The organism is Thermovibrio guaymasensis (assembly GCF_003633715.1).
Classification (GTDB): domain Bacteria; phylum Aquificota; class Aquificia; order Desulfurobacteriales; family Desulfurobacteriaceae; genus Thermovibrio; species Thermovibrio guaymasensis.
The window spans coordinates 255,838-272,988 of sequence record NZ_RBIE01000001.1 but is presented as its reverse complement, the minus strand read 5'-3'; the positions used below and the strand labels follow the sequence as shown (position 1 = coordinate 272,988).

Annotated in this window: 19 protein-coding genes; 7 read left to right on the top strand and 12 right to left on the bottom strand. The window is 43.7% G+C overall.

Annotation, left to right across the window (positions count from 1 at the left end; translation table 11 throughout):
* Position 1: 1 nt before the first annotated feature.
* Entirely contained in the window at positions 2-451 is a 450-nt protein-coding gene (locus tag C7457_RS01555) for a hypothetical protein (protein ID WP_121169683.1), read from the bottom strand.
* The gene (gene rpoN, locus C7457_RS01550; RefSeq protein WP_121169682.1) at positions 448-1,692 is read right to left on the bottom strand and encodes an RNA polymerase factor sigma-54; all 1,245 of its coding nucleotides are present in this window, start codon (positions 1,690-1,692) and stop codon (positions 448-450) included. The genes C7457_RS01555 and rpoN overlap by 4 nt, the downstream gene beginning before the upstream one ends.
* 31 nt (positions 1,693-1,723) lie before the next feature.
* Between rpoN and C7457_RS01545 the strand changes: the two genes are divergently transcribed.
* From C7457_RS01545 to C7457_RS01535, 3 genes are read left to right on the top strand one after another with little or no spacing between them, the layout of a single operon-like run.
* Entirely contained in the window at positions 1,724-2,620 is an 897-nt protein-coding gene (locus tag C7457_RS01545; protein WP_245939557.1) for a M48 family metallopeptidase, read from the top strand.
* Positions 2,541-3,497 carry a KpsF/GutQ family sugar-phosphate isomerase gene (locus tag C7457_RS01540; protein ID WP_121169681.1) on the top strand — a complete coding sequence of 319 codons (957 nt, stop codon included), beginning with the start codon at positions 2,541-2,543 and terminating at the stop codon, positions 3,495-3,497. Before C7457_RS01545 ends, C7457_RS01540 begins: the two co-directional genes overlap by 80 nt.
* Before the next feature lie 53 nt (positions 3,498-3,550).
* On the top strand, positions 3,551-3,784 hold the full coding sequence (locus C7457_RS01535; protein ID WP_121169680.1) for a hypothetical protein: 234 nt from the start codon (positions 3,551-3,553) through the stop codon (positions 3,782-3,784).
* 1 nt (position 3,785) lies between these two features.
* Here the strand turns inward: C7457_RS01535 and C7457_RS01530 are convergent, their stop codons facing one another.
* A complete protein-coding gene (locus C7457_RS01530; protein ID WP_121169679.1) occupies positions 3,786-5,063 on the bottom strand; it encodes an anthranilate synthase component I family protein in 1,278 nt (425 codons plus the stop codon).
* A 91-nt stretch (positions 5,064-5,154) separates the two neighbouring features.
* Between C7457_RS01530 and ilvB the strand changes: the two genes are divergently transcribed.
* Genes ilvB through ilvC form a run of 3 tightly spaced genes read left to right on the top strand, consistent with a single transcriptional unit; the run spans position 5,155 to position 8,463 of the window.
* Positions 5,155-6,894, top strand: coding sequence for a biosynthetic-type acetolactate synthase large subunit (gene ilvB, locus C7457_RS01525; protein ID WP_121169678.1), 1,740 nt, complete (start codon positions 5,155-5,157; stop codon positions 6,892-6,894).
* A 10-nt stretch (positions 6,895-6,904) separates the two neighbouring features.
* Positions 6,905-7,432, top strand: coding sequence for an acetolactate synthase small subunit (gene ilvN / locus C7457_RS01520; protein ID WP_121169677.1), 528 nt, complete (start codon positions 6,905-6,907; stop codon positions 7,430-7,432).
* A 23-nt stretch (positions 7,433-7,455) separates the two neighbouring features.
* Entirely contained in the window at positions 7,456-8,463 is a 1,008-nt protein-coding gene (ilvC, locus tag C7457_RS01515) for a ketol-acid reductoisomerase (RefSeq protein WP_121169676.1), read from the top strand.
* A gap of 27 nt (positions 8,464-8,490) precedes the next feature.
* Here the strand turns inward: ilvC and C7457_RS01510 are convergent, their stop codons facing one another.
* Both C7457_RS01510 and cysE read right to left on the bottom strand, forming a co-directional pair.
* A complete protein-coding gene (locus C7457_RS01510; RefSeq protein WP_121169675.1) occupies positions 8,491-9,507 on the bottom strand; it encodes an SPOR domain-containing protein in 1,017 nt (338 codons plus the stop codon).
* Positions 9,504-10,166, bottom strand: a complete 663-nt coding sequence (gene cysE, locus C7457_RS01505) for a serine O-acetyltransferase (protein ID WP_121169674.1) — start codon at positions 10,164-10,166, stop codon at positions 9,504-9,506. Before cysE ends, C7457_RS01510 begins: the two co-directional genes overlap by 4 nt.
* 52 nt (positions 10,167-10,218) lie before the next feature.
* Here cysE and C7457_RS01500 point away from each other — a divergent pair, with 52 nt between their 5' ends.
* On the top strand, positions 10,219-10,518 hold the full coding sequence (locus tag C7457_RS01500) for an ArsR/SmtB family transcription factor (RefSeq protein WP_121169673.1): 300 nt from the start codon (positions 10,219-10,221) through the stop codon (positions 10,516-10,518).
* Position 10,519: 1 nt separating this feature from the next.
* On the opposite strand, the gene mraY is transcribed toward C7457_RS01500, so the two are convergent.
* Genes mraY through C7457_RS01465 form a run of 7 tightly spaced genes read right to left on the bottom strand, consistent with a single transcriptional unit; the run spans position 10,520 to position 17,150 of the window.
* A complete protein-coding gene (mraY, locus tag C7457_RS01495) occupies positions 10,520-11,596 on the bottom strand; it encodes a phospho-N-acetylmuramoyl-pentapeptide-transferase (RefSeq protein WP_121169672.1) in 1,077 nt (358 codons plus the stop codon).
* Between the two features lies 1 nt (position 11,597).
* Positions 11,598-12,665 (bottom strand): ABC transporter permease, encoded by a 1,068-nt coding sequence (locus C7457_RS01490; protein ID WP_121169671.1) that lies wholly within the window; start codon positions 12,663-12,665, stop codon positions 11,598-11,600.
* Positions 12,658-13,644, bottom strand: a complete 987-nt coding sequence (locus C7457_RS01485) for an ABC transporter permease (protein ID WP_121169670.1) — start codon at positions 13,642-13,644, stop codon at positions 12,658-12,660. The genes C7457_RS01490 and C7457_RS01485 overlap by 8 nt, the downstream gene beginning before the upstream one ends.
* A gap of 3 nt (positions 13,645-13,647) precedes the next feature.
* Complete coding sequence (locus C7457_RS01480) at positions 13,648-14,310, bottom strand: RibD family protein (protein WP_121169669.1); 663 nt, start codon at positions 14,308-14,310, stop codon at positions 13,648-13,650.
* Positions 14,311-14,313: 3 nt separating this feature from the next.
* A complete protein-coding gene (locus tag C7457_RS01475; RefSeq protein ID WP_121169668.1) occupies positions 14,314-14,937 on the bottom strand; it encodes a CDP-alcohol phosphatidyltransferase family protein in 624 nt (207 codons plus the stop codon).
* A gap of 1 nt (position 14,938) precedes the next feature.
* On the bottom strand, positions 14,939-16,264 hold the full coding sequence (locus C7457_RS01470; protein ID WP_121169667.1) for a UDP-glucose dehydrogenase family protein: 1,326 nt from the start codon (positions 16,262-16,264) through the stop codon (positions 14,939-14,941).
* Positions 16,257-17,150, bottom strand: coding sequence for a Ppx/GppA phosphatase family protein (locus C7457_RS01465; RefSeq protein ID WP_121169666.1), 894 nt, complete (start codon positions 17,148-17,150; stop codon positions 16,257-16,259). Before C7457_RS01465 ends, C7457_RS01470 begins: the two co-directional genes overlap by 8 nt.
* Position 17,151 lies beyond the last annotated feature (1 nt).

Here is a 17,151-nt window from a genome sequence, read left to right as displayed (position 1 = left end):
ACTACCTCGCTTTCCTTAACCTTCCAGTTACCTTATAGAAGTAGAAGATAAGGATAAAAAAGACGGAAGCTGCAAGGGAAAGGACGAAAATTAGGTGAGAGTTTTCAGGGGTTGGAGTAAGGAGTATCAACTTCCTCATTACAACTATGAATCCGATCTCTAAAAGGGTGAGAACGTAGTGAATTCTCTTACTATAGAACATGGCACTTACAAAGTCCAGAATAACGAGGACAAAGAGGGCGTCTGTTAAGAACTGTCTCATACTCTCGTAAGAGAGGTAAAAGCCCGAAGACTTTAGGTATACAAAGAGGTTCACAGCCAAACTTGAAAGGCATGAGAACAGGTAAACCGTCATAACTACTATGAACAAAAACCTCAAAAAGCTTACTACTCTGTAAAGGAACCTGTAGGAAGCCGAGCTGAATAGATCCATCAAGTCGGGAGTTCTCACTTTACCTTCCTCCTGTAAGCTCCCGGTATTCCCATCTCCTCCCTATACTTTGCAACCGTCCTCCTTGCAATCTTTATTCCCCTCTCTTTTAAAAGAGAAGCTATTTTGCTATCGCTCAAAGGTTTCCTCTTATCCTCATTCTCTATAAGTTCCTTTATTAGCCCTTTAACCTCCTCAACCGACGTTCCCGAAATTCCCTTTTTAAAGAAAGACTTTAATGGATAAACGCCAAAAGGAGTTTCAACGAACTTATCTTTTACCGCCCTGCTGACAGTTGACTCGTGGAGTGAAACCTGAAGGGCAACTTGAGAGATCGTTAAAGGTCTAAGGGTCTTCCCGTCCCTCAGAAATTCCCTCTGCCCCTCAAAGACCGCCTTTGAAAGCTTAGAGAGAGTCTCTACCCTACTCTCAATAGCCCTCTTCAGGTAAAGGGCCCTCTGGTACTTCTCATTTAGATACCTCCTGAGCTCTTCCCTCCCTGCGTACTTTAGGTAGTAGCTGTTTACCCTAAACTCAAAGGATTTAGGAGTTAAAACTTCAACCTTAACTTCATCTCCCTCAAGCCAAACTTTAACGTCTGGCTTTACCTTAACTACTCCAAAGCCGTCCTCAAAGGGAAGGAGATCTACACGCTTTAGGTAGGATAGAAACTCCTCAAACTCCTTTTTATTTAAACCACTCTTTTCCAGAAACTCCTCTTTACTCTTCACCGATTCAAAACTACGAGCGGCTTTTATGAACTTTTCTGGAACTCCCACCTCCTTTAGCTGAGACTCAAGGAGCTCACCTAAAGTTAGAGAACCGCAGCCAACCGGCTCAAACTCTTTCAGCTTCCTCCTAACAGATTCAACAAGTTCAACTGAAACTTTAAAACTTCTTGCAATCTCCTCAAGGGGTAAAGTTAAAAGTCCCTTTCTATCAAGGTTATCAACCATATAAGTAGCTATCTCTCTCTCAACTCCATCAAACTCAAGGTTTACCTGGCTAATTAACTGCTGTCTAACTGAGACTGGAGACGGAAGAGGGGAGCTCTCCTCGTCCTCTGAAGGCTCGTAGTAAACAGGAGATGACTCATAAACAAAGTCTAGGGGCTCTATTAAAGGGTTTTCCTCAATCTCATTCCTCAAAATATTTTCAAGCTGAAAAAGGGGAAGTTGCAGGAGCTCCAAGCTAAAAATGACGTTGGGAGTAAGTTTTAACTGCTGGGTGAGAACAAGAGACGTTCCTAATTTACCGTCCATCCTTTACCAGTAATCCTTTTTGTAGAATTTAATGGCTATGAGGAGAATATATGCCCTTTCCCTCTTATTGATATTAAGCCTTTTTGCTTTTGCCTGCGGGGTAGTAAGGACTTCACCCTTTGGGGAAACGTCCTTCATCCTAATTCCAACTTCTCAGGAAGTTGCAATAGGGGCCGCTACTGCAAGGAAGGTTGAATCAAAGGAAAAGCTCTGTAAAGACCCGATAGTCAACCAGTACGTTAACTGGGTAGGACAGAGGATAGCGTCTGTAAGCGATAGACACGACATAAAGTACCACTATAAAGTAATAGAGAAGGACGAGCTTAACGCCTTTGCACTACCCGGAGGATGGGTTTACATCTACACAGGCCTTTTAAAGAAACTAAAGAACGAAGCAGACCTAGCCTTTGTACTTGGCCACGAAACGGGCCACATAGTAGGAAGACACGCAATACGAAGGCTACAGCTAATCTACGGAATTAACTTTATCCTCTCCCTCACCCTAAGCGGTAAGGAGCTCTCCCCAGTTGAAGAACAGGTTCTAAAAGTCCTCTACCAGATCGTAATTTCTGGATACTCAAGGAAGGAGGAGTTTGAAGCAGACACAATGGGAGCCTACTACGCAGGAAAGGCGGGCTGGAACCCTGTAGCATCAATAGAGACAATTGAAATACTTGACTCCCTAATAAAGTTTAAACCTTCTGGAGTTGAAGAGCTCTTTACGGACCACCCGACAAACAGAAAGAGAATAGAGAACCTCAACCGCTGGATTAGAACCTTCCCAAGGGAGTGGCTCAGAAATCCCTTTAACGGAGAAAGGTACAGGGAAAAAGTCTTAAGGAGGCTTAATGGAAGAGATATTAAAGGAGGGAAAGAGGGTCCTCCTGGAGGAGTCTCAAGCAATAGAGAAACTGGCCAGAGAGCTTAACGAAGACTTTATTAAAGCTGTAGAACTCCTACACAGAACGAGAGGAAGAGTAGTCTTAACAGGAGTGGGAAAGTCTGGGTTAATCTGTAAGAAGATAGCGGCAACCCTCTCAAGTACGGGTACCCCTGCATTTTTCCTCCACCCAACCGACGCAGCCCACGGCGACCTTGGAATGGTTAAGGGAGAGGACACAGTAATAGCAGTATCAAACAGCGGAGAGACTGCAGAGCTCCTATCAATAATCCCCCTTATAAAGAGTTTCGGAATTCCAGTTATAGCCATAACCAGCAATCCAAATTCATCGCTAGCAAGGCTTTCAGATGTAGTCCTCAATATCGGAGTAAAAAGGGAGGCATGTCCCTTAAACCTCGCACCAACAACATCAACAACGGTAACTTTAGCCCTAGGAGATGCTATTGCAGCTGCACTTATGAAGCTTAAAGGGTTTACGCCGGAGGAGTTTGCAAAGTTTCATCCGGGAGGAAAGCTTGGAATAAGACTCTCAAAGGTTAAAGAGATAATGAGAACCGGTAGAGAGATTCCGATAGTTAAACCAGATACACCCTTAAAAGAGGCAATTTTTGAGATTTCAAGTAAAAAAATTGGAGCAACTCTCGTAGTTGAAAATGGAAAGCTGGTAGGGATAATAACCGACGGTGACCTAAGGAGAGCTCTTGAAAAGGGAGCTACACTAGAAACGAAAGTTTCAGAGTTAATGACAAAAAATCCTAAAAAAATAGAAGAAGAAGCTTACGGAGAAGAAGCTCTCAGGGAGATGGAAAAACACAAGATAACAGTTTTACCTGTAGTTAACAAGGAAGGAAAGTTAAAAGGAATAATCCATCTACACGATATTTTAGGAAGAAGACTCTTTTAATTCTTTTTAATATTGAATAAAATAAATTAAAAAACAGAAATCCGGAGGAAAAAATGGCAAGAGGAAGAAAAGCCGGAAAAAGGGCCAACAAAGTGGTTAGACTCTCCATTCCAAAGAAACTCTACTACATCCTCTACGGAGTGGCAGGCAACAACGAACAGAAACTTAACAGGTTAATAAGGCTCATCATTGAAGAAAAGCTCAACAGCTCAACAGTCGCTGAACTTAGCCAGCTCCTAGAGAGCCAGAAGAGAGAAAAAGAAGAGCAAACGGAAGAAAAGGAGTAAGCTAAGAGAGGTTCAGGGAGGCCAGGAGGGCTCTTGCCTTGTGGAGGGTCTCCTTGTACTCCCTAAGGGGATGGGAGTCCCATACTATACCGGCACCTACCTGGAGAAATCCCCTGTTCTCCCTAAGGAGTAGGGTTCTTATAACTATGTTAAAGTCAGAAACTCCATTAAAACCCAGATAACCTACAGAGCCGGTGTAGAGAGCTCTCCTGGTTGGCTCAAGCTCAGCTATTATCTCCATAGTCCTTATCTTCGGAGCTCCAGTTATCGTTCCCCCGGGAAAAAGCGCCCTGAGAGCTTCTACTTCACTAACCCCTTCTTTCAAAATTCCCTTTACGTTTGAAACTATATGGGTAACGTGGGAGTACTCCTCTAAGACCATAAGCTCGTTAACCTCAACGCTTCCGTACTCGCAGACCCTTCCCAGGTCATTCCTTTCAAGGTCAACGAGCATAACGTGTTCTGCCCGCTCCTTTTCAGAGAGTAAAAGTTCCCTCTTTAACTTCTCATCCTCCTCAGCCGTCCTTCCCCTCCTCCTGGTTCCAGCTATCGGACGGGTCTGGGCAACCCTCCCCTCAATCTGAAGCAACCTCTCAGGTGAACAGGAAACCGCCTTAAACTCCCCCAACTCCATATAGAATGAAAATGGAGAAGGGTTAATCCTCCTCAGCTCCCTGTAAAGACTAACGGGGTCTCCTAAAAAGTTTAAATCTAACCTCTGAGAAAAGTTAACCTGAAAGGTGTCTCCCGAGGCTATGTAATCCTTAATCCTCTTAACTGCCAACTCAAAGTACTCCTCATCCATATTTGAGGATAGGAGCTCCCCTTTATACTCCCCTACGTACTCCTTCTTATCCGGAACTTTAAAGGGTTCATGGGAAACTAAGTAGAGCTCCCTCCTTAAGTTATCAAAGAAAAAGAGGGTATGGGGAAGGAAGAAGTGGAGGAGCGGCATACCTATATCGTCAACCTTGGGGGAAGGAACTTCTTCAATCAAAGTATTTGCATCGTAGGAAACGTATCCCATGAGGCCGTAAGGAACTTCCGGAACAAAAAACCTCTTCCTAAGCTTAAAGAAAAGGGATTCAAGCTCATTAAACCCACCAGCTCCTTCGTCTAAGATAAACTCCTCCTCAGAGCCGACGGCTATAAAAGAGTACCTTCCGGTTTTCAAGTTAACCGAAGCAGAATCAAGGAAGAGCTTGACCGGATAGCCGTGAGCCCTAAGGGTAAAGAAGAGCTCAGCCGAGTCTCTAAATTTCAACTTCTCTACTATCAAGAACTCCTCCCAATAAGGGGTGGAGAAATAAATATAGGAAGGTTTATTTTTGATATCATTCCCTCTTACACGCCTAAGGAGGAGTACAACTATGAAGCTCTCTGGAGCAGAGATTTTACTAAGAGCCCTTGAACTTGAAGGTGTTGAAAGGATTTTTGGATACCCCGGGGGAGCAGTATTAGATATCTACGACCGATTACCATTCAGCCCCTTAAAGCACTACCTTACAAGGCATGAACAGGGAGCGGCCCACGCAGCCGACGGGTATGCAAGGGCTACAGGGAAAGTTGGAGTCTGCTTTGCCACATCCGGCCCAGGTGCAACGAATTTAGTAACAGGCCTAGCAACAGCTCAGATAGACTCCTCCCCCGTAGTAGCCTTTACAGGAAACGTCCCGACTTTCATGATAGGCAACGACGCATTTCAGGAAGTTGATACAGTTGGAATAACCCGCCCTATAACAAAACACAACTTCTTAGTAAAGGACGTTAAAGACCTTGCAGATACGATTAAAAAGGCCTTCCACATTGCAAAAACAGGCCGTCCCGGCGTCGTCCTGGTTGACCTTCCAAAGGACGTTACAAGGGAACTAACAGACTTCTTTGAGGAGGAGTATAAAGCTCCTGTTCAGATAAGGAGTTACAAGCCTGTTCTAAAGGGACACCCAGGACAGATAAAGAGAGCCGCAAAGGCCATAGCAACCTCTGAAAGACCGGTTCTCTATATCGGCGGAGGTGTTGTCTCCTCAGGAGCCTCAGACCTAGTCGTAAAGATGGCAGAAGTTGCGAACATTCCCATGGTTGCTACCTTAATGGGCTTAACGGCAGTCCCAAGCAACCACCCCTTCTTCCTCGGAATGCTCGGAATGCATGGAACTTACGCGGCAAACATGGCAGTTCAGGAGGCCGACCTCCTCATAGCAATAGGTGCAAGGTTTGACGACAGGGTAACGGGGAAACTTTCAGAGTTTGCCCCAAACGCAAAGGTTATACATATAGATATTGACAGCGCAGAGATTGGTAAGAACAAACCTGTTGACATACCTATAGTTGGAGATGCAAAGCTCGTAATGGAGGAGCTCCTCCCTGAAGTTGAAAAGTTAGTAGCGAAGAACAGGGAGTTCTACGGAGCAAGGGAGAGGTGGATACTAAAGGTGAGGAGCTGGGCTGAGCGCTACCCTCTTTGGTACGAACCGAGCGATAGGATAATAAAACCTCAGTTCGTAATAGAGAAGGTCTGGCAAGTAACAAAGGGAGAGGCCATAATAACTACAGACGTTGGACAGCACCAGATGTGGACGGCCCAGTACTACAAGTTTAAGTACCCACGCCAGTTCATTACCTCTGGTGGACTCGGAACTATGGGATTTGGCGTTCCGGCTGCCATCGGAGCAAAAGTTGGAAGGCCCGATAAAACAGTCTTCTGTATTTCCGGAGACGGTTCGTTCCAGATGAACATGCAGGAAATCGTTACCGCCGTTCACTACAACATCCCCATAAAGGTAGCAATCCTAAACAACAACTTCCTCGGAATGGTGCGCCAGTGGCAGGGAATCTTCTACGACAAGAACTATTCCCAAGTTCACCTTGACGTTCAGCCAGACTTTGTAAAGCTGGTTGAGGCAATGGGAGGAGTCGGACTAAGGGCTGAAAAGCCCTCAGAAGTAGAAGAAGTCTTAAAGGAAGCGATGTCTATAAACGACAGGCCCGTTGTTATAGACTTTATCGTAGATAGGGAAGAGGACGTATATCCGATGGTTCCGCCAGGAGGAGCCCTTCACGAAATGATTCTGCCAAGTTACGGTAAGAAGAGGGAGAAAAAAGCGGTTTAAAGAGGAAGTTATGGATAGGAAAGAGGAGAGGAAACATATAATAAGCGTTCTTGTTGAAAATCAGCCGGGAGCTCTAGCAAGGATAATAGAGCTCTTCAGCTCTAGAGGTTACAATATAGAAAGTCTAAACGTAGGTCATACGGAAGACCCCACAATATCAAGAATTACAATGGTAGCAAAGGGAGACGAGCACACAATTGAGCAGATAGTCAAACAGCTAAGGAGAATAATAGACGTCTTTAAGGTAAGGGATTTAACGGATAAGAAGAAGCTGGATAGGGAGCTCCTCATAGTCCGCCTATCGGTTGAGACAAAGGATAAGAAGGAAGAAGTAAAAAGGCTTGTTGACATATTTGGAGCTCAGATCGTTGACGTTTCCCACGATACCTATACCGTTGAACTAACCGGAGATGAGGACCAAGTTGACGCGTTTTTAGAACTAATAAAGCCCCTCGGTATCAAAGAAATGGCAAGGACTGGAAGAGTTGCAATGGTAAGAGCACTACAGGGCGAAACTTTCGGAGAGGAAAAAACTTAAAGATTTAGAATACGGAGGTAAAGATGGCAAAGGTATACTACGACGAAGATGCAAGCCTTGAGTACCTTAAGGACAAGACAGTAGCAATCCTCGGCTACGGAAGTCAAGGACACGCCCATGCCCTTAACTTAAGGGACAGCGGAATTAACGTGATAATCGGTATCAGGCCTGGTAAATCTGCAGAAAAGGCTAAAAAGGACGGCTTTGAAGTTTTAACGCCGGAAGAAGCCTCAAAGAAAGCCGACGTTATAATGTTCCTACTGCCAGACCCTGTTCAAAAGAGGGTTTACGAAGAGGAAGTAAGACCAAACTTGGAGCCTGGAAAAGCCCTCGCTTTTGCCCACGGTTTCAACATTCACTTTAACCAGATTGTTCCTCCTCAGGACGTTGACGTATTTATGGTAGCTCCAAAAGGGCCTGGTCACTTAGTTCGCTGGACCTACCTTGAAGGAGCAGGAGTTCCTGCACTCGTAGCCGTTCACCAGGACGCCACAGGAAAAGCAAAGGAAATTGCCCTTGCCTACGCTAAAGGTATCGGTGCAACGAGGGCCGGAGTAATTGAAACAACCTTCAAAGAGGAAACAGAAACCGACCTCTTTGGAGAGCAGGCGGTCCTCTGCGGTGGAGTTTCTGCACTAATAAAGGCCGGGTTTGAGACCCTTACAGAGGCAGGTTACCAGCCTGAAGTTGCATACTTTGAGTGCCTCCACGAGCTTAAGCTAATAGTTGACCTCATCTACCAGCACGGCCTTGCAGGTATGAGGTACTCAATATCAGACACAGCTGAGTACGGAGACTACACTAGAGGCCCAAGGGTAATTGACGAAAGGGTCAAAGAGAACATGAAACAAATCCTTAAAGAAATCCAAACTGGACAGTTCGCAAAAGAGTTCGTCCTTGAAGCTCAGGCAAACTATCCAGTTCTCAACGCCTACAGGAGAATGGAAGCTGAACATCCGATTGAAAAAGTCGGAAAGAAACTAAGAGAGATGATGCCATTCTTAAAAGAGCAGAAGAAAGAGCTCAAGTAGATTTTCTAAGGGGTAGGGAAGACTTCCCTACCTCTTTCCAAATTCCATCTGGTAAAGCTCATTGGCTCTCCTCTTAAAGTCCTCAGCCAAAACATTAAGTCCCTTTTCCTCAAGGTCCTTTGCTATCTCAGAGTAAACATCGGCCGCCTCAAGGTACCTACCGAGCTTTTCGTAGCTCTCCGCCAAAGCCTTCTTCACAAAGGTATCTTTAGGCCGTTTCATAAGGTAGGGAACCGCCAACTCAATTAACTCTTTGTACTTTCCCTGATTTAGTAAATCTGCAACGTAACTTTCAAAATCTGTTTCCTTCAACTTGCCCTTCCTTCTTCTTAACAAAGAAAAGAACACAAAAAGGAAAGTAATGATAAAAGTAGGAAGTGCTACTTTCTTCCAATTACCCCCTTCCTCTTTTTCCTTCTTAACTTTAGTTTCCTTCGGTAAAGGCTCCTTATACGAAAATACCTGCTTTTTAACATCTGAAGTTAAATCCTTATCCTCTCTACTCTCCTTCACTTCCGCAGACTCTAACTGTTTCTCTTCATCAGGTTCAACTTCCTCCTTTTCCTTCTCAGTTCCGCTATCTTCACCGGTAGAAACTTCCTTTTCTTTCTCTAACGGAACGGGGCTCTCAGTCTCTACCTCTTTTTCCTCTTCCTTGACTTCTTGAGGAGTTTTAACTTCAGTTTTAATTTCTTTACTCTTTTCTTCCTTTTCAGGGAAAAAAACTCCCTCAGGGTTAAAACTTATCCGCGTGATGTAATAGTCGGAAACGACCTTGGTCAGCCCAGACTCTTTAACAAACTCCTGGGCCTCCTTATAAGTCTTGAAAAAACCTACCCTTACTTTATACCTTCCATTCCTGTAGGAAATCCGTGCTCCTGGAAAAGAAGAGACCTTTTTTAAAATAGACTCAGCCTCAACCTTACTCTTCAAAGAGGCAACCTGAACGGTATAAACTCTAGAACCGGGTTTAGGAATTTGGGCAAAGGAGTAGGAAAGGAGAATAAACAGAAAGGCTGTTATTAAAGATAGACAAAACCTCATCGCTCTTCCTTTTCCCTAATTTCTTTCTTTAGGGTCTTAACCTCAAGTTCAAGGTCATGTATTATGTCAAGCATCTGTTTAAGAGATTCCATAATGGGGTCTGGAAGCTTCCCGTGCTCAAGGTCCACCTTAGTTGGCTTTATTCCTTCCCTCCTAACAACTTTACCTGGAATCCCAACTACAGTTGAGTTAGGTGGAACATCCTTTATAACAACGGAGTTTGCTCCTATTTTACAGTTATCCCCAATTTTAACGGGCCCTAAAACTTTAGCACCTGCCCCTATTACAACGTTGTTCCCTATCGTCGGGTGCCTTTTCCCCTTTTTAGTACTCGTTCCCCCTAGAGTAACCTGATGGTAAAGGGTAACGTCATTTCCTATTTCAGTAGTCTCACCGATAACGACACCCATTCCATGGTCAATGAAAAAACGCCTTCCTATCTTAGCCCCAGGGTGAATTTCAATTCCAGTAAGCCACCTTGAAAAGTGGGAGATAACTCTGGCGATTAGCTTAAGGTTGTGGGTCCAGAACCAGTGGGCAATTCTGTGGAACCAGACTGCATGGAGGCCGGGATAACAGAGGAGAACTTCTAAAATACTCCTTGCCGCAGGGTCCCTCTCAAAAACGGTTTCTATGTCCTCTTTTAACCTTTTAAACATCTAATTCTCCTTTTGCTAAAATAAGCTTACGCAAAAGGTACGGAGGTTCTGAATGTCTGAATCCTGCGGGAAAAAGTATAAAAAATATGAAGAACATGCAAAGCTATTTGAGCTCCTATCAAACCCAATAAGAATAGGAATAGTAGTTTCACTGGCAAAAGGCCCTAAAAAACCAAAAGAGATAAGGGAGGAGCTGGGAGTTCCCCAACCGCTCCTATCTCAGCACGCAACAATCTTAAGGGAAATGGGAATCATTGAGAAAGTTGACAGGTTTAACGTCAAATCTCCGTGTCGCCTTAAGGATAAGAGAGTATTGGAAATCCTAAAAGCAGCAGGAATCAAAATTGACTAAATTATCGGATCTTCAGCATACTTAAAGCAAGAAGAGCAAGTATTATTGAAAGTATCCAAAACCTAACAGTTATCTTAGGCTCTTCCCATCCTTTCTTTTCAAAGTGGTGATGTAAGGGAGCCATCTTAAATATTCTTCTTCCCTGACCGTACTTCCTCTTTGTGTACTTAAAGTAGTACCTCTGAACTATAACCGAAAGGGTCTCAAGGACAAAGACTCCTCCTGCAATTGCCAAAATGAACTCCTGTTTTGTTAAAACAGCAACCGTTCCAAGGAGAGCTCCCAGAGAGAGGGAACCAACATCTCCCATGAAGACTTCAGCGGGGTAGGTGTTAAACCATAAGAAGGCTAAAGAGGCACCGATAAGGGCAGAACACACAATGGTAAGCTCCCCGGCACCGGGAACGTAGGGAATATGGAGGTAACTTGCCAGCTTGTAGTTACCGGCAACGTAGGAGAAAACCATAAAAACGAAACTAGTTGTTAAAACCGGCCCTATTGCAAGGCCGTCAAGGCCATCTGTCAAGTTAACGGCGTTTGAAGTCCCAACGATTATAAAGACCGCCCAAGGAATAAAGAGAAGGCCGAGGTCAAAGTGAAGGTTCTTAAAAACAGGGAAGTAGAGCTCAGTAGAAAAACCGCTCACGTATAGGAAAACTGCAACTAAAGTAGCAAAGAGGAGCTGAAAAAAGAATTTCGTCCTTTCAGAAAGCCCTTCAGGGTTTTTCAACTTCGCCTTTATGTAGTCGTCAACGAAGCCGAGAGCTCCAAAAGCTAATAGGACAAAAATAACTACCCAAATAAACCTGTTAAACAGGTTATTCCATACCAGAATTGAAATTAAAAGGGCAGTTAAGATAAGAAGGCCTCCCATAGTGGGCACGTTCTTCTTCTTATGGGTTTCAGGGAGGTAATCCTTAATAGTCTGTTTAAACTGTAAATCCTTTAACTTCCTTTCAAAGTAGGGGTACAGGAGAAATCCAACGAACATAGCAGTTAAAGCAGCGTAAATGCTCCTAAAACTTATGTATTTAAAAAGAGTAATCCCTAAGACCTGATAAAGGAGAATGTAAAGCATTCTACCTCTCCAGCTTTACGTCAAAGTAATCCCTTAAGCCATCTCCTAGGAGGTTAAAGGCAATAATAACCAAAGAAATAACTACTCCCGAAGCCAAAACCCAAGGATGGGACGAGAGAACGTGAACGTTCTCAGCCTCTGAAAGCATATTTCCCCACGAAGGAAATGGCTCCTGAATACCAAGCCCTATAAGGCTTAAGGCGGCTTCGCCTAGAATATAGCCAGGAATACTCAAAGTTGCCGCAATTATAACGTAAGAGAGTGTATTTGGAACTACATGCTTCAGAATAACGTAGAGGTGACTTCCTCCTAAAACTCTCGCAGCCTTAACGTAATCGTTCTCCCTTATAGAGAGGACCATTCCCCTTATAACCCTTGAAAGCCCAGCCCAGCCGATTAGTGAGAGTATCACAACGATAACGATAAAAACGAGAATACTTGGCATATCTATTGGAAACATTGAGCGAAGAGCAAGCATCAAGTAAAAAGCAGGAAAGGCCATCAGGATTTCAATAAACCTCATTACTAAAGTATCAACAACTCCTCCAAAGTAACCTGCAACTGAACCTACAAGAAGTCCTATAGAGAAGGAAATAAGAACTCCTATCAGCCCGATTGTGAGGGAAATCCTCGTTCCGTAGACAAGTCTGGAGAAAATGTCCCTACCTAAACGGTCTGTTCCCATCAAAAATATGTGTCCTCCTTTAGTACCGAAGAGATGAAGGTTAGTCTTTATAAAGCCAAACAGGTAATGGGGTTCACCCTCAACTAAGAAGTAAATCGGGTACTTCTTTGAGTAATCAACTGCGTACTCCTTCTCAACAGGGTCAACGAGTTTGTGGCCGTAAACAAAGGGGCGAATGTGAAATTTCCCATTTTCATCAAAAAAGTGAATGGGCGTTGGAGGAGAGTAAGGATAATGGCGGAACTGAACATCGTAAGGATAGGGAGCTATAAAATCGGCAAAAACAGCGACGAAGTAAAGGAACAGCAGAAACAAAAGGGAATATGCCGCTAAGGAATTCTTTAGGTAAAGTTCCTCAAGGAAGGATAAAAAAGACTTAAACAACTCTCCCTTCTACCTCCTTTTCCCTTATACGAGGATCATTAATAGCTATAAGGATATCGGCAATTAAGTTTCCCAAAACAAGCATTATTCCGCCTATGTAAAGGGAACCCATGACCAAAAAGAGGTCCTGAGACATAACAGCTTCAAACATTAATCTACCCATTCCCGGCCAGGCAGTAATTATCTCAACTAAAGCCGCTCCCGAAAGGAGACCGGCAATGTCAAACCCTATCAACGTTAAAAACGGATTAAGCGCATTCCTAAAAGCGTGTTTCATCACTACAACCCTATAAGGTAATCCCTTTGCTATTGCAACTTTAACGTAATCCTTGTTAAGCTCGTCTATTATCGTACTTCTCACAAGTCTTAAAAGACCTGCAATACTTCCTATTACAAGGACTGAAAGGGGTAAGGCCATATGCCAAAGCCTATCAAGGACTTTCCCCCACCAGGGAAGGGAATCGTAGTTTTGAGAGACAACTCCTCCGATAGGGAAAAGTCCCGTTTTGGCGGCAAAGTACATGAAAATAAACGCTAAAAAGAAGTTTGGAAGGGAAATACCAAAGAAGGAAAAGAGAGTTATTAACCTATCTAAAAGTTTCCCTCTGTAAACTCCAGCAACTATTCCAAGGGGAACAGCTACGAGCCAGGAGAGGATAAAGGAAGTAACTGTAAGTTCAAGTGTATTAACTAGTCTCTCTTTAATTAAATCTAAAACCGGCTTGTGGTAAGCAAAGGAGTAACCAAGGTTAAACTGAAGTGCATTTAAGAGCCACTTAAAGTACTGAAGGAACAGGTTTTGATCTAAACCGTAAAGTTTCTTAAGCTCCTCTATAGTCTCCTTTGAAATTGAAGGGTTGAGCTCAAGCTGGGTGAAGTAGTTCCCTGGAGCGAGTTTAACGATGACAAAGGAAACGAAGGTCATACTGATAACAATAGGAACCATCTGAAAAAAGCGTTTTAATAGATACTTAAACATACCTTAAAAGCGCTGATACTCAGTTACTATTTGATTACCGCACTTAAATACCTTCTTTATCTTAAACCGTTTAATAGCCTCTAAACTACCAAATCCCTTCCCTGAAGTAAGGGAAGGAACATTGTCTCCTCCTACAACAACCGGCAGGTGAATCAACCTTATTTCATCTACCAAATCGTTCTTAATCAGCTCCCAGTTAACCTTACTCCCGCCTTCAACCATGAGTTTATTAATTCCAATCTCCTTGAGCTTCTTTAAAAGGAGAGGAAAATCCACTCTATCCTTACCGGCCACAATTACCCTTGCTCCCCTCTTTTCAAACTCTACCAATCTTACCTCAGGAGCTCTCTCAGAAACAGCAATTATGGTGGGAGCTACCTCTGTATTGAGTACGTTTGAATCAAGCGGAATATCTCCGGTAGAGGTCGGAATTACTCTAACTGGATTCTCTCCTTCAACGTACCTAACAGTTAGATTCGGATTATCTATCCTAACAGTGTTTGCTCCAACCATTATTCCATCGCACTCAGCCCTTATCTGGTGAAGGTACCTATTAGCCTCTTCGTCCATTAACTTCATTATCTCTTTACTTGAAACTCCCTTGGCAAGAGTAAGCTTCCCATCAATAGTAACTTCTGAAACTATTAAAACGTAAGGTCTATCCATAACTTACACCTCGTACTCTTTTCCGTATCTCTTGTACAGGTAGTAAACCCTGTGGAGCAGGGAAAGAAGGGACATTACAGCGATAAACTCAATTCCGTAAGTCAGAACCTTATGATTCAAAGGATACAAAATAGACGAAATAAAAAGAACTATAAAGGTCTCAGGCCTTCCGAAAAAACCTGTACTCTCTAGAGGATCCTTAATCTTCCCCGTAGTCCTTTCTGCATATCCAATCTCTGCATATGCAACCGGTTTTATAAAGGTGTGAAGCATCGTTGATACTACCGCAAGCAGGGCAACCCAAGGGTTTGCATACTTTAATGCAACAGAACCTAGGACAAACCCATCAACCCATTTATCTGCAATCCAGTCAAAAACTGCTCCGAACTTAGTTGCCTTCCTGTTGTTTACTGCAACGTAACCGTCACAGAGGTCAAGAACTCCCGAAACGAAAAGTAGAAAAGCTCCAACGACAGGATGGCCGGTATAGTAGAGGAAAGCAGCGAGAGTTCCAAATACAACGGCCGAAAGGGTTATTAAGTTAGGCGAAACGTTAGCCTTTGCCAAAAGCCATCCAAAAGGCGAGTATAGTTTCTTCAGAACTTCTCTATTACTGGTTATGTTCATCTTAAGGTCTCCCAATACTTTCATAAGTACAAAACTGTTTCATAATGGAAGGCTCCCACAGGTTCCTCCCATCAACTACCACTTTGCCCTTAAGTTTATCAAAGTCAACTTCTTTAAACTCGTCCCACTCTGTCACAAGTATAAGGGCATCTGAACTTTCTAAGGCCTCGTACTTATCAGATACAAGCTCCAACCTTCCCGCTTTAAGCTCTTCAGAGAATACTTTTCTGGCGTTCTCTAAGGCAACCGGATCGTAGGCAAGAACGTAAGCTCCCCTCTTTACCAGCTCCCTTACTATAGGAATTGACGGTGCTTCCCTCATATCATCGGTTTCAGGCTTAAAGGACAATCCCCAAACAGCAACCCTTCTCCCCTCCAAGCTAGGGATGTGTTTTAGGAGCTTCTCAACAGGTCTAAGCTTCTGTCTCTCATTTACCGAAATTACACTCTCAAGGAGCTCTGGTTCCTCCCTTACCTCTTTAGCTGTATGGATTAATGCCTTAACGTCTTTAGGAAAACAGCTACCCCCAAAACCGCAACCTGCCCTTAGAAAGTGAAGACTTATCCTGTGGTCTAAACCCATCCCCCTTGCAACCACCGTAACGTCTGCTCCCAACTTCTCACATATGTTTGCTATCTCATTTATAAATGAGATCTTCGTCGCAAGGAATGCGTTTGAGGCGTACTTTATCATCTCTGCAGTTGGAAGGTCCGTTATTAGTATCGGAGGCTGAAGTTTTTCGTACAGGGATGCTACTAGCCCCGCTACATCCCGGTTGTCTGCACCTACAACAACCCTGTCTGGCTTCATAAAGTCTTCTACTGCCTTCCCTTCTCTCAAAAACTCCGGATTTGAAACTACTTCAAACCTCTTTTCAGGCTCCTTTATTCCCCTTTCTCTAAGCAAGGATGCTATAAACTCTCTTGCCCACCTTCCAGTTCCAACAGGCACTGTTGACTTGTTAACTATTACCTTAAAGTCCTCATCTCCTATATACCTAGCTATGCTCCTGTAAGCACTCTCTACAAAGGTGAGATCTGCAGAACCGTCTTCCCTTGACGGCGTTCCAACTGCTATGAAGATGAAGTCTGAGTTCTTTACGGCATACTCATAATCAGTTGTAAACTCTATATTTCCATCGGATAAAGCCTTTGAGAGTATCCTGTCTAATCCAGGTTCGTAGATAGGAACTTTACCTTTCCTTAACTTCTCTACTTTCTCCTCATCTATATCAAGGCCTATAACTTTGTGGCCTAAGTAAGCAAAGCAGGCACCGGAAACTAAGCCTACGTATCCTGTTCCTATTACCGCTATTCTCCTATCCATTCAAAGCCTCCCTAAGTGCTAAACCGTAAAGTAATCCTACTTCACTTACAGTCAAACTCTCCTTAGAGAAGACTTCACAGAAAACTTTAAAGAAGGCTAGGCCGGGAATAATCACATCAGCTCTGTTCTCCTCAAGCCCAACAACCTTTTTCCTCTCCTCAATTGGAAGTGAAGAGAGGTGCTTATACCACTTATCTATCAAGTGTTTAGTTACTCTATAACCATGAACGACTTCAGGCTTGTAAACTTCCATCTTCTCTTCCATCGCCACAACAGAAGTTATAGTTCCACCAACGGCAAAAACGGTAAAGTCTTGAGAAGGCTCAATCTCCTCCTTTACCTTTAGGAGCTCTCCCCTTATAAACTCCTCCAGCTTTACCAAATCCTCCCCAAACTCTTCATAAAGGAAAACAACGCCAAACTTTAAACTCTTAAGGAATTCAACCGAGGTTTCATTGCCGTAAACTACCTCTGTACTCCCTCCCCCTAGGTCAACGGTCATGGCCTTCCCTTTAGGTTTAAAAACCTTAAGGTTTGCAAGGAAAACGAGTTCAGCCTCATCTCTATCGCTCAAAACGTCTATCTTAAACCCCAGCTCCCTTACTCTATTCAAGAACTCTTCAGCGTTTTCTGCACGGCGGGCAGCCTCGGTAGTTACAACTACAACTTTCTCAACGTTAAATCTCTCTACAATAGCCTTAAATTCCTTGAGAGCTCCAACGGTAGCCTCTATACCCTCCTTTGAAAGTCTACCGGTCTCCTTTACTCCCCTTCCCAGACGGGTTACCTTACCAGTCTTGAAAAGGGGTCTAACCTCCCCATCCTCAACATCGGCAACTAAAATTCGGGTTGAGTTGGTTCCAACATCAATAGTTGCAATCCTCAAA

Excerpts from the sequence above, each read along its gene's own strand:
- cysE (WP_121169674.1), bottom strand. The coding sequence starts at position 10,166 with ATGTTTAAAAGGTTAAAAGAGGACATAGAAACCGTTTTTGAGAGGGAC.
- ilvN (WP_121169677.1), top strand. The coding sequence starts at position 6,905 with ATGGATAGGAAAGAGGAGAGGAAACATATAATAAGCGTTCTTGTTGAA.
- rpoN (WP_121169682.1), bottom strand. The coding sequence starts at position 1,692 with ATGGACGGTAAATTAGGAACGTCTCTTGTTCTCACCCAGCAGTTAAAA.
- C7457_RS01475 (WP_121169668.1), bottom strand. The coding sequence starts at position 14,937 with ATGAACATAACCAGTAATAGAGAAGTTCTGAAGAAACTATACTCGCCT.
- C7457_RS01485 (WP_121169670.1), bottom strand. The coding sequence starts at position 13,644 with ATGTTTAAGTATCTATTAAAACGCTTTTTTCAGATGGTTCCTATTGTT.
- ilvB (WP_121169678.1), top strand. The coding sequence starts at position 5,155 with ATGAAGCTCTCTGGAGCAGAGATTTTACTAAGAGCCCTTGAACTTGAA.
- C7457_RS01545 (WP_245939557.1), top strand. The coding sequence starts at position 1,724 with ATGGCTATGAGGAGAATATATGCCCTTTCCCTCTTATTGATATTAAGC.
- ilvC (WP_121169676.1), top strand. The coding sequence starts at position 7,456 with ATGGCAAAGGTATACTACGACGAAGATGCAAGCCTTGAGTACCTTAAG.
- C7457_RS01540 (WP_121169681.1), top strand. The coding sequence starts at position 2,541 with ATGGAAGAGATATTAAAGGAGGGAAAGAGGGTCCTCCTGGAGGAGTCT.
- C7457_RS01470 (WP_121169667.1), bottom strand. The coding sequence starts at position 16,264 with ATGGATAGGAGAATAGCGGTAATAGGAACAGGATACGTAGGCTTAGTT.
- C7457_RS01500 (WP_121169673.1), top strand. The coding sequence starts at position 10,219 with ATGTCTGAATCCTGCGGGAAAAAGTATAAAAAATATGAAGAACATGCA.
- C7457_RS01480 (WP_121169669.1), bottom strand. The coding sequence starts at position 14,310 with ATGGATAGACCTTACGTTTTAATAGTTTCAGAAGTTACTATTGATGGG.
- mraY (WP_121169672.1), bottom strand. The coding sequence starts at position 11,596 with ATGCTTTACATTCTCCTTTATCAGGTCTTAGGGATTACTCTTTTTAAA.
- C7457_RS01535 (WP_121169680.1), top strand. The coding sequence starts at position 3,551 with ATGGCAAGAGGAAGAAAAGCCGGAAAAAGGGCCAACAAAGTGGTTAGA.
- C7457_RS01510 (WP_121169675.1), bottom strand. The coding sequence starts at position 9,507 with ATGAGGTTTTGTCTATCTTTAATAACAGCCTTTCTGTTTATTCTCCTT.